Consider the following 11,592-nt stretch of genomic DNA (forward strand, 5'->3'; position numbering starts at 1 on the left):
GAATCCTTGCTTAGGTTGCTAAATAAAGCGACGCCTATTGTAGACAGAGGCGGGCGTGCTTCTAGAACAATTTCAGCGGAGCTTCATCCAGCGCAGCCATCTGTTCGCGCAAGGCGAGAATCTGGTCGCCCCAGTAGCGTGGCTGGCCGAACCAAGGGAAGCTGGGCGGGAACGCCGGGTCGTCCCAGCGCCTTGCCAGCCAGGCGCTATAGTGCAGCTGGCGCAGGGCGCGCAGGGGCTCGATCAGGGCCAGTTCGCGCGGGTCGAAGTCGTGGAACTCGTTGTAGCCGTCGATCAGCTCGGCCAGTTGCCCCAGGCGCTCCTCACGGTTGCCGGCCAGCATCATCCACAGATCTTGCACCGCTGGGCCCATGCGGCAATCGTCGAGGTCGACCACGTGGTACACCTCGTCACGGTGCATCAGGTTGCCGGGGTGCAGGTCGCCGTGCAGGCGGATGAGCTGGTGTGGTGTGCGAGCGTAGATTTCCTCCACCCGCTTGAGCAGATCGCGGGCCACGGACTCGAACGCCGGCAGCAGTTCACGCGGGACAAAATTACCCTCCAGCAAGGTGTTCAGCGAGGCGTGGCCAAAGTTGTCCACAGCCAGTGCCTCACGGTGCTTGAACGGCTTGCTGGCGCCCACGGCATGCAGGCGGCCAAGTAACTGGCCCAGGCGATACAACTGGTCGAGGTTGCCAGGTTCGGGGGCGTGGCCGCCGCGACGGGGGAACAGCGTGAAGCGGAAGCCCTTGTGTTCGAACAAAGTGCGGTCATCGTGCTGCATGGGCGCAACCACCGGGACTTCGCAGTCGGCGAGTTCGGCCGTGAAGGCGTGTTCTTCGAGGATGGCTGCATCGCTCCAGCGGCCTGGGCGGTAGAACTTGGCAATCAACGGCTGCGCGTCTTCGATGCCCACCTGGTACACGCGGTTCTCGTAGCTGTTCAGCGCCAGCACCCGAGCGTCGCTGAGAAAGCCCAGGCTTTCCACTGCGTCCAGGACCAGGTCGGGGGTGAGGGTGTCGAAGGGGTGGGACATGGTGGCTCCGGAGGGTAAGCGGCGTGGGGCCATGGTAGCGCGTTATGCCTGTGCCGGCTTCTTCACAGGCAGGCCCGCAATCCGCTTGCCGTGTGGCCAGGCTATGCCGGTATCCCGATCAGCACATAGGACGGATGGAACTGCACCCGCACCGAGCTGCCGGCCGCCACTTGTTGCCCAGCCAACCACTGCGCCTCTGCAATGGCACACAACGTCTGACCATTACCCAGCGCCAGCCTGACCTCGCTGGGGCCATCCTCCTCGGCCAGCACTTCTTCCACCGTTGCGCTCAAACAGTTGCTGCCTCCCTCGGCTTCTTCCTCTTGCGCCAGCAACCGCACCCACCCGGCCTTTAGCAGCGCCACCACCATCGTTCCCAGGGTCAGCTCCAGGCGCGCCGTGCTGTCGTGGGTGATCAGCGCATCGATCTCCAACCCGCCACCCAATGCCAGGCTGACGCGGTCATACCGGCCTTCAGGGCGCAGTCCGCTGACCTGGCCCTGCAACTGGTTGCGCGCACTGGTGCGTAGCATCAGGCGCCCGAGCAGGTCGAGGTCGCCGGATTCTTCGGCGGCCTCAAGGATTTGTGCCTGCAGGGCCTGCAGCCTTTGGTACAGGCGCAACACCCGCTCGCCTTCCGGCGACAGATGCGCACCGCCACCGCCACGGCCACCGGTGCTGCGCTTGACCAAGGGCTGGCTGGCCAGATTGTTGAGCTCGTCGATGGCATCCCAGGCCGCCTTGTAGCTGATACCCGCGGCCTTGGCGGCGCGGGTGATCGAGCCTTGTTCGGCAATGTGCTGCAGCAGCGCGATGCGCTGTGGGCGGCGGGCGATGTGCTGGGTGAGAACGGAGGGTAGGGACATGGGTATTCCGTATACAAGGGTGCTTTACAAATGGGCAGGTCGCGCCTGGTCATACATACCCCGGTTTGGGCGTACGTGCCAGGCAATACACATCCACCCGCCGCGCACCTGCCTTGCGCAGTGCCTGGGCGATAGCCTGCGCAGTGGCACCGGTGGTCAACACATCATCGACGATGGCGACATGCTTGCCTTCCAGTTCGCCCTTTACCGCGAACGCCTGGCGTAAATTGCGCTGCCGTGCCTTGGCGCCCAGATGTTGCTGTGCCGGTGTCTCGCGTGTGCGGACCAGCAAACGCTCGTTGCAGGTTACGCCGACGTGCGATGACAACCACCGCCCAAGCATCCCTGCCTGGTTGAACCCCCGCTCGCGCAGTCGACGCCTGGCCAAAGGCACAGGCAACAGCAGGTCAGGGCGAGGCAACCCTTCGGCATAGCGATACAGCAGCCCCTGCCCCAGCAGTTCAGCCATCAGGCGCCCCAAAGGCCATTGGCGATTGTGCTTGAAACGGCTGATCAACGTGTCAACCGGAAAGCCGAAATGCCACAGGGCAATGACCTGATCGAAGGCCGGCAAGCAGCGGCCACATGGGGCGCAGGTCAAGCCGGCCATAGGCAGGGGCAGGGCGCAATGCCGGCACTGATCACCCAGCCAGGGCAGCGCCTGTTCGCAGGTGATGCACAGCGGGTAATGCTGTTCGGCAGGCTCATCGCATAACAAGCACTTCTGATTAATAAGTGAGCACTTGTAAACCAGTCGCTTCCAGTGCAGTTGACAGTTCATAGGCCTTCCATGACTATGCGAGCTATCCGTGATGCGCTGGCGGGCTTTCCTGTCCCGGCGCCAGCTACAGCCTAAACAAGGAAACGCCGATGAGCGCCAGCACAACTGCAACAACACGTCACGACTGGTCCCTGGCCGAGGTCAAGGCGCTGTTCCAGCAACCGTTCAATGACTTGCTGTTCCAGGCGCAGACCGTGCACCGCGCGCATTTCGACCCCAACCGCGTGCAGGTTTCGACCTTGCTGTCGATCAAGACCGGCGCCTGTCCGGAAGATTGCAAATATTGTCCGCAGTCCGGTCACTACAACACCGGGCTGGAGAAACAGAAGCTGATGGAAGTGCAGAAGGTGCTGGAGGAAGCTGCCCGCGCCAAAGCCATCGGTTCTACCCGTTTCTGCATGGGGGCGGCGTGGAAACACCCGTCGGCCAAAGACATGCCCTACGTGCTGGAGATGGTCAAAGGCGTCAAGGCCATGGGCCTGGAAACCTGCATGACCCTCGGCAAACTCGACCAGGAGCAGACCAAGGCCCTGGCCCAGGCTGGTCTGGACTACTACAACCACAACCTCGACACCTCGCCGGAGTTCTACGGCAGCATCATCACCACGCGTACCTACAGCGAGCGCCTGCAGACCCTGGCCTACGTGCGCGATGCCGGGATGAAAATCTGCTCTGGTGGCATTCTGGGCATGGGTGAGTCGCTGGATGACCGTGCCGGCCTGCTGATCCAGCTGGCCAACCTACCGGAGCATCCGGAGTCGGTGCCGATCAACATGCTGGTCAAGGTGGCCGGCACGCCGCTGGCTGAGGAAGAGGACGTCGACCCGTTCGACTTTATCCGTATGCTGGCCGTGGCCCGGATCCTCATGCCCAAGTCTCACGTGCGCCTGTCCGCCGGCCGCGAGCAGATGAACGAGCAGATGCAGGCCCTGGCCTTTATGGCGGGCGCCAACTCGATCTTCTACGGCGAAAAGCTGTTGACCACCGCCAACCCCCAGGCCGACAAGGACATGCAGCTGTTCGCACGCCTGGGCATCAAGCCCGAAGCGCGTGAAGAGCACGCCGACGAAGTGCACCAGGCAGCCATCGAGCAAGCGCTGGTCGAGCAGCGCAGCAGCGAGATGTTCTACGACGCCGCGACAGCCTGACATGGCTTTCGACCTGGCAGCGCGCCTGGCCGAACGGCGCGCCGCAGACCTGTATCGGCAGCGGCCATTGCTGGAAAGCCCGCAAGGGCCGGAAGTGGTGGTCGACGGCCAGCGGTTGCTGGCCTTCTGCAGCAATGACTACCTGGGCCTGGCCAACCACCCCGAGGTGATCGCCGCCTGGCAGGCCGGCGCCGAGCGCTGGGGTGTGGGAGGTGGTGCCTCGCACCTGGTGGTTGGCCACAGCACCCCGCACCATCAGGTTGAAGAGGCACTGGCTGAACTCACCGGCCGCCCGCGCGCCCTGTTGTTCTCCACCGGCTATATGGCCAATCTGGGCGCCATCACCGCGCTGGTGGGGCAGGGCGACACGGTACTGCAAGACCGCCTCAACCATGCCTCGCTGCTGGATGGCGGGCTGCTCAGTGGTGCCCGCTTCAACCGCTACCTGCACAACGACCCGGCCAGCCTGGCCAGCCGCCTGGACAAGGCAGTCGGCAATACCCTGGTGGTGACCGATGGCGTATTCAGCATGGACGGTGACCTGGCCGACCTGCCGGCGCTGGCTGATGTCGCCCGTGCCCGCGGAGCCTGGCTGATGGTTGACGATGCCCATGGCCTGGGTACCTTGGGCGCACAGGGCGGCGGCATCGTCGAGCACTTTGGCCTGGGCGTGGATGACGTACCGGTGCTGATCGGCACGCTGGGCAAGGCTTGCGGCACTGCGGGCGCCTTTGTTGCTGGCAGCGAAGCGCTGATCGAGGCGCTGGTACAGTTCGCCCGCCCCTATATCTACACCACCAGCCAGCCACCGGCGCTGGCCTGCGCCACACTCAAGAGCCTGGAGCTGCTGCGCCGCGAAACCTGGCGTCGTGAGCACCTGGCAGCCTTGATTCGCCAGTTCCGAGAAGGCGCGCAGCAGCTGGGGCTGCAGTTGATGGACAGCCCGACGCCGATCCAGCCCATCGTGATCGGCGACAGTGCGCAGGCGTTGCGCCTGTCACGCCTGCTGCGTGAGCGCGGCTTGCTGGTGACGGCCATCCGTCCACCCACCGTGCCGGCTGGCAGCGCACGCCTGCGGGTAACCCTGAGCGCCGCACACAGCGAGGCGCAGGTGCAGCTATTGTTGAATGCATTGGCCGAGTGTTATCCACAGTTGGAGAACGCCGATGCGTAATCGACTTGTTCTATTGCCCGGCTGGGGCTTGGGAACTGCTGCGCTGGAGCCGCTGGCCGCTAGCCTGCGAGCCCAGGACGCCCGCCTGCAGGTAGAGCTGATGCCCCTGCCAGAACTGGCCCACAGCGATGTGCAGGCCTGGATCGACCATCTGGACCGCAAGCTGCCCAACAATGTCTGGCTGGGTGGCTGGTCACTGGGTGGCATGTTGGCCAGCGCGCTGGCGCACAAGCGTGGCGACCACTGCTGCGGGCTGCTGACCTTGGCCAGCAACCCCAGCTTCCTGGCCCGGCCAGATTGGCCCCATGGCATGGCCGAAGACACCTTCGGCACCTTCCTCGACGGTTGCCGCAACCATACTCAGGTTACCCTCAAGCGCTTCCGTACCCTGTGCAGCGACGGCGCCCTGCAGCCGCGCACCCTGTTGCGCCAACTGGGTGTCGGCGTGCCGGATACCGACCCGTTGTACCTGGCCACTGGCCTTGAAGTGCTGGCCAAGCTGGACACCCGTGAAGCCTTGCAGGCCTATGATGGCCCGCAACTGCACCTGTTCGCCGGCAGCGATGCACTAGTGCCGGCAGAGGCGGCAAAGGCGTTGAGCGAGCTGTTGCCCGATGTAGAAGTGGGCCTGGTCGAAGACAGTTCCCACGCGTTCCTGCTGGAGTACCCGCAGGAGCTGGCGGCGGGCATCAAGAGTTTTCTGCATGAGAGTGGCGATGACTGACCTTTCCCGTCCGACCCTGCCCGGCGCATTACCCGACAAGCGCCAGGTGGCGGCCTCGTTCTCCCGCGCCGCGGCCAGCTACGACAGCGTGGCGGCCCTTCAGCGCGCTGTAGGCCTGAGCCTGCTGGAGCAGTTGCCGGCAGGCCTGCAGCCGTCACACTGGCTGGACCTGGGCAGTGGCACCGGCCATTTCAGCCGCATGCTGGCTGAGCGTTTCGCCCAGGCCAGCGGCGTGGCGGTGGATATTGCCGAGGGCATGTTGCTTCATGCCCGTCATGTTAAGGGTGGGGCGCAGTATCACGTGGTTGGCGACGCCGAGCGTTTGCCGCTGCGCGATGGCAGCATCGACCTGGTGTTTTCCAGCCTGGCGGTGCAGTGGTGCGATCAGTTCGCCAGTGTGCTGGCCGAGGCGCAGCGGGTGCTGTGCCCAGGCGGTGTACTGGCCTTCAGCAGCCTGTGCGTGGGCACCCTCGACGAACTGCGCGCCAGCTGGCAGGCGGTGGATGGCCTGGTGCATGTAAACCGCTTCCGCCGTTTCGAAGACTATCAGCGCCTGTGCGCAGCCAGCGGTTTTGAACAGCTTGAGCTAGAGCGGTGCCCGCATGTGCTGCACTACCCGGATGTGCGCAGCCTGACCCACGAACTGAAGGCGTTGGGGGCGCACAATCTGAACCCTGGGCGACCTTCCGGCCTCACCGGCCGGGCGCGAATGCAGGGCCTGTTGCAGGCCTATGAGGCATTTCGCCAGCCCGCGGGGCTGCCAGCCACCTATCAAGTGGTCTATGGTGTGTTGCGCAAGCCACAGGTGTAAGGGGAGCACGATGAGCCAGGCCTTTTTCATTGCGGGTACCGATACCGATGTCGGCAAGACCACCATCGCCGCCGGCCTGTTGCATGCGGCGCGTTTGCAGGGCATGAGCACGCTGGGTGCCAAGCCGGTGGCCTCGGGCTGCACCATGACGCCGAAAGGCCTGCGCAATAGCGATGCCCTGGCGCTGATCGACGAAAGCACGGTCAAGCTGCCCTATGAGCAGGTCAATCCGTTTGCCTTCGAGCCTGCTATAGCCCCGCATGTGGCGGCGCGCGAGGCAGGGGTGACGCTGGCTGTACCTGAACTGCTCGCGGCGATGCGCAATGTGCTGCAACAAAATGCCGACTTCACCTTGATAGAGGGGGCCGGTGGCTGGCGTGTACCGCTGTCGGGCCTGGAAAACCTGTCCGACCTTGCCGTTGCCCTGCGGTTGCCGGTGATTCTGGTGGTAGGCGTGCGGTTGGGTTGCATCAGCCATGCCTTGCTCAGCGCCGAAGCGATCGAGCGTGATGGGCTGCAGTTGGCGGGTTGGGTGGCAAACATCATCGAGCCGCGCACCTCACGCCTGGAAGAGAACCTGGCCAGCCTTGCAGAGCGCCTGCCGGCGCCTTGCCTGGGGCGGGTGCCCAAGCTCAAGCAGGCCAGTGCCGACATGGTGGCTGAGCATCTGCAGCTGGATCTGTTGGATTAGTGTGTTGCAGGCCCGGCCTCTTCGCGGGTAAACCCGCTCCTACGAGGGAACGCATACCGTTGTGGGCGCGGGTTTACCCGCGAAGCGGCCAGTGCAGGAATACCCAAGGCCTATCAACTGGCATTGAGCTATTAGGGATTTAAACGGGCCTTTTCGCCCCTAGCCTGTTTTAATTGGGGCTGTTCGTCATCCAGCGTCAATGGAGTCCTGACATGGAAATCACCGGTAGCTCCGCCTACTACGCGGGCCTGAGCGCAATCCAGACCGGCCAGAACCGCGTCGATCAGGCCGCCAGCCAGATCGCCAACACCACTGCCGAACGTACCGCCACTAGCCAGTCCAGCGATTTTCAGGCCGAACGCCTGCGCGCGGTCGACCGCAGCCAGCAGATGGACTTGGCCACCAGTGTCGTGCAACAGGCGGTGGGCAAGACCGAAGTCGAGCTCGGCGCAAAGGTCGTCAAGGCATCCGACGAAATGCTTGGCCGGATCATCGACACCTACGCCTGAACATTTGCTTCATCCCTTATTTCAGCGCCTGCCCTTGTAGGAGCGGGCTTGCCCGCGAATGCGTCCGATCAGACAACAATTTTGTCTGGTCGGGCCTCTTCGCGGGCAAGCCCGCTCCTACAAGGGTTTGTGCCATGGCATGACTGATTTGCCATTTTTCGTGGCGTAAATGGCACCATAGTCCATCCTTGACAGAAAGCTGAGCTAAACGTAAGTTTCAAACAACTGTTTGATCGGCTTCCGCCAAGCGCGGGTCACCCCACAGAACTCACCTAGAGGTTCATCGCAATGCCTGACTACAAAGCCCCCTTGCGTGATATCCGCTTCGTTCGCGACGAGCTGCTTGGCTATGAGGCGCACTATCAGAGCCTGCCGGGCTGCCAGGACGCCACGCCCGACATGGTCGACGCGATCCTTGAAGAAGGCGCGAAGTTCTGTGAGCAGGTGTTGTCGCCGCTGAACCGCGTGGGTGACCAGGAAGGCTGCACCTGGAGCGAATCGGGGGTGAAAACCCCAACCGGCTTCAAGGAAGCCTACCAGCAGTTCGTCGAAGGCGGCTGGCCGAGCCTGGCACATGACGTCGAACATGGCGGCCAAGGCCTGCCAGAATCGCTGGGCCTGGCCCTGAGCGAAATGGTCGGTGGCTCGAACTGGTCGTGGGGTATGTACCCAGGCCTGTCGCATGGCGCGATGAACACTATTTCTGCGCATGGCACTGCCGAGCAGCAGCACACCTACCTGACCAAGCTGGTGTCCGGCGAGTGGACCGGCACCATGTGCCTGACTGAACCGCACTGCGGGACCGACCTGGGCATGCTGCGCACCAAGGCCGAGCCACAGGCCGATGGTAGCTACAAAGTGTCGGGCACCAAGATCTTCATTTCGGCCGGTGAGCACGACATGGCCGACAACATCGTCCATATCGTTCTGGCCCGCCTGCCGGACGCACCGGCCGGCACCAAGGGTATTTCACTGTTCATCGTGCCGAAGTTCCTGCCCAACGCCGAAGGCGGTGTGGGCGAGCGCAACGGCGTGAGCTGCGGCTCGATCGAACACAAGATGGGCATCCACGGTAACGCCACCTGCGTCATGAACTTCGATGCTGCCACCGGCTACCTGATCGGCCCAGCCAACAAAGGCCTGAACTGCATGTTCACCTTCATGAACACTGCTCGTCTGGGTACCGCGCTGCAAGGCCTGGCTCACGCCGAGGTCGCGTTCCAGGGTGGCTTGAAGTACGCCCGTGAGCGCCTGCAGATGCGTTCCCTGACCGGCCCAAAAGCACCGGACAAGGCCGCTGACCCGATTATCGTCCATCCCGACGTGCGCCGCATGCTGCTGACCATGAAGGCCTTCGCCGAAGGCAACCGCGCGATGGTTTACTTCACCGCCAAGCAGGTGGACATCGTCAAGTACAGCCAGGACGAAGAAGAGCGCAAGAAGGCTGACGCCCTGCTGGCGTTCCTGACCCCGATCGCCAAGGCATTCATGACCGAAGTCGGTTTCGAAGCCGCAAACCACGGCGTACAGATCTACGGTGGCCATGGCTTCATCGCCGAATGGGGCATGGAGCAGAACGTGCGCGACAGCCGTATCTCCATGCTGTACGAAGGCACTACCGGTATTCAGGCCCTCGACCTGCTCGGTCGCAAAGTGCTGATGACTCAGGGCGAAGCACTGAAGGGCTTCACCAAGATCGTGCACAAGTTCTGCCAGGCGCAGGAAGGTAACGAAGCGGTCAAGGAGTTCGTCGAACCGCTGGCGGCCATCAACAAGGAGTGGGGCGAGCTGACCATGAAAGTGGGCATGGCTGCCATGAAGGACCGTGAAGAAGTGGGTGCGGCTTCGGTCGATTACCTGATGTACTCCGGCTATGCCTGCCTGGCCTACTTCTGGGCCGACATCGCCCGCCTGGCCGCCGAGAAACTGGCAGCCGGCACCAGCGAGGAGGCGTTCTACACCGCCAAGCTGCAGACAGCCCGCTTCTACTTCCAGCGCATCCTGCCACGTACCCGTACCCATGTGGCGACCATGCTGTCGGGCGCCAACAACCTGATGGCGATGGACGAAGAGCACTTCGGTCTGTCGTACTGATACTGGCGCTGTACCCAAAACCCGCCTGCCCTGACCGGCAGGCGGGTTTTTTACGTCTTCAGGTTCAGCGTGGTCCCTCGTAGGAGCGGGTTTACCCGCGAAAGGGCCGGCCTTGCTGGCCAATTTTCACCCGCCGTTCACCGTTGCCGCCACCACCGTATTCGCGGGTAAACCCGCTCCTACCACACTGATCGGTGGTGGCCACACATCAGGGGTTGAACGCAGGCCGTCGTAGGAACGGGTTTACCCGCGAAGGATGCGACACGGTGCATGGGAAGTTCGTTCATCCAACCGCAAATTCAACTGTTCCAGTGCACTGCCGATGAAGTGAGGGCACAATGCCATTATTGATCTGCCGGGTTGGAGATTACCCTTGTTTCGTCTTAACGCTGTTCGCGCAAGCCACTTCCTGCCGTCGCTGTTCTTGTTGCTGGCAGGGCTCGCCGCAGCCTATGTGAGAGACCTCAGCGTCTTTTTCACATCGCTGTTCAATGTCCTGCCTACCTTGGTTCTACTGCTGGGCGGCGCCTACTGTGCGGTGTACCGCCGCCAGCGTGAGCTGTTCCTGATGCTGACGGTGTACATCGCCTACTTCCTGCTCGATACCCAGACCGACTTCTACCGTGACCATGGCCGCGTGCGTGAGGACGCCGCGGTGATCTTCCACCTTGTCTGCCTGTTGCTGCCGGCGCTGTTCGGGCTGTATGGCGCCTGGCAGGAGCGTACGCACCTGCTGCAGGACCTGGTCGCTCGCGGTGCCGTGCTGTTTGCCGTGGGCAGTGTGGCGGTGGCCCTCCAGCAAAGCTACCCCGAGGCGTTGCTGACCTGGTTGGCGGAGATCCGCTGGCCGGCTTTGCATGGCCACTGGATGAGCCTGATCCAGATGGTCTACCCGCTGTTCCTGGGTGTGTTCATTCTGCTGGTGGTGCAGTACCTGCGTGCACCCCGGCCGCTGCATGCCGCCCAGTTGATCGGCCTGCTGGGCATTTTCTGGATGCTGCCGCAAACCTTCATCCTGCCGTTTACCTTGAACATCATGTGCAGCCAGGTAATGCTGATGATCGCCGCAGCAGTGGCGCACGAGGCTTATCAGATGGCCTTCCGTGACGAGCTGACTGGCCTGCCGGGGCGCCGTGCCCTGAACGAGCGCATGCAGCGCCTGGGGCGTAACTATGTGATCGCCATGACCGATGTCGACCACTTCAAGAAATTCAACGACACCCACGGCCACGATGTCGGTGACCAAGTGCTGCGGTTGGTCGCCAGCCGTTTGTCCAAGGTCACCGGCGGTGGCCGCGCCTACCGTTATGGCGGGGAAGAGTTCGCTCTGGTGTTCGCCGGCAAGACTGCCGCGGAATGCGTGCCGCATGTGGAAGCCGTGCGTGAAGTGATCGCCAATTACGTGATGCACCTGCGCGATCAGCACAACCGCCCGCAGGATGATACCGCCGGGCGCCAGCGCCGGGCTGGCAGCACCGGCGGCACCGTCTCGGTCACCATCAGTATCGGCGTGGCCGAGCGCCAGGCCGATCATCGCAACCCCGAGGCGGTGCTGAAATCCGCCGACCAGGCGCTCTACAGTGCCAAAGGCGCGGGGCGCAATTGTGTCATGGTGCATGGGCGACAATCACTGCGTGGGGCAGTGCGCACGGCGTGACCAGGCGAGACTATGCAGTCTATTGATGACCCTATGTCTCGCAAAAGTTGTTCGGTTACACTGCCAGTAACCCCAGTGTCGCGGTTCCCCGAGACCGCCCC

General features: G+C 63.1%; 11 protein-coding genes. 8 read left to right on the top strand and 3 right to left on the bottom strand.

The annotated features are described in order from the left end of the window. Nucleotides 1-61: 61 nt before the first annotated feature. The 3 genes from QYE47_RS08035 to QYE47_RS08045 all read right to left on the bottom strand — a co-directional run bounded on the left by QYE47_RS08035 (nt 62) and on the right by QYE47_RS08045 (nt 2,683). Nucleotides 62-1,036, bottom strand: coding sequence for a serine/threonine protein kinase (locus QYE47_RS08035; protein WP_070383367.1), 975 nt, complete (start codon nt 1,034-1,036; stop codon nt 62-64). A 101-nt stretch (nt 1,037-1,137) separates the two neighbouring features. Then, nucleotides 1,138-1,902: a TOBE domain-containing protein gene (locus QYE47_RS08040; protein ID WP_070383368.1), complete on the bottom strand. Its 765-nt coding sequence runs from the start codon at nt 1,900-1,902 to the stop codon at nt 1,138-1,140. 49 nt (nt 1,903-1,951) lie between these two features. Then, a complete protein-coding gene (locus tag QYE47_RS08045; protein ID WP_014589422.1) occupies nt 1,952-2,683 on the bottom strand; it encodes a ComF family protein in 732 nt (243 codons plus the stop codon). A gap of 89 nt (nt 2,684-2,772) precedes the next feature. Here QYE47_RS08045 and bioB point away from each other — a divergent pair, with 89 nt between their 5' ends. From bioB to QYE47_RS08085, 8 genes are all read left to right on the top strand, one after another. Then, entirely contained in the window at nt 2,773-3,831 is a 1,059-nt protein-coding gene (gene bioB / locus QYE47_RS08050; RefSeq protein ID WP_014589423.1) for a biotin synthase BioB, read from the top strand. A gap of 1 nt (nt 3,832) precedes the next feature. Further along, on the top strand, nt 3,833-5,005 hold the full coding sequence (gene bioF, locus QYE47_RS08055) for an 8-amino-7-oxononanoate synthase (RefSeq protein WP_004577120.1): 1,173 nt from the start codon (nt 3,833-3,835) through the stop codon (nt 5,003-5,005). Further along, nucleotides 4,998-5,729 (top strand): alpha/beta fold hydrolase, encoded by a 732-nt coding sequence (locus tag QYE47_RS08060; RefSeq protein WP_014589424.1) that lies wholly within the window; start codon nt 4,998-5,000, stop codon nt 5,727-5,729. Before bioF ends, QYE47_RS08060 begins: the two co-directional genes overlap by 8 nt. Then, nucleotides 5,722-6,540 (top strand): malonyl-ACP O-methyltransferase BioC, encoded by an 819-nt coding sequence (bioC, locus tag QYE47_RS08065; RefSeq protein ID WP_014589425.1) that lies wholly within the window; start codon nt 5,722-5,724, stop codon nt 6,538-6,540. Before QYE47_RS08060 ends, bioC begins: the two co-directional genes overlap by 8 nt. 10 nt (nt 6,541-6,550) lie before the next feature. Then, nucleotides 6,551-7,231 (top strand): dethiobiotin synthase, encoded by a 681-nt coding sequence (gene bioD / locus QYE47_RS08070; protein WP_003255605.1) that lies wholly within the window; start codon nt 6,551-6,553, stop codon nt 7,229-7,231. 212 nt (nt 7,232-7,443) lie between these two features. Beyond that, nucleotides 7,444-7,740: a hypothetical protein gene (locus tag QYE47_RS08075; protein ID WP_014589426.1), complete on the top strand. Its 297-nt coding sequence runs from the start codon at nt 7,444-7,446 to the stop codon at nt 7,738-7,740. 288 nt (nt 7,741-8,028) lie between these two features. Continuing rightward, a complete protein-coding gene (locus QYE47_RS08080) occupies nt 8,029-9,834 on the top strand; it encodes a phenylacyl-CoA dehydrogenase (protein WP_010951720.1) in 1,806 nt (601 codons plus the stop codon). A gap of 373 nt (nt 9,835-10,207) precedes the next feature. Further along, entirely contained in the window at nt 10,208-11,491 is a 1,284-nt protein-coding gene (locus QYE47_RS08085; protein WP_014589427.1) for a diguanylate cyclase, read from the top strand. The last annotated feature ends 101 nt before the right edge of the window (nt 11,492-11,592 follow it).

Source organism: Pseudomonas sp. 2,4-D, from assembly GCF_030418155.1.
Classification (GTDB): domain Bacteria; phylum Pseudomonadota; class Gammaproteobacteria; order Pseudomonadales; family Pseudomonadaceae; genus Aquipseudomonas; species Aquipseudomonas alloputida.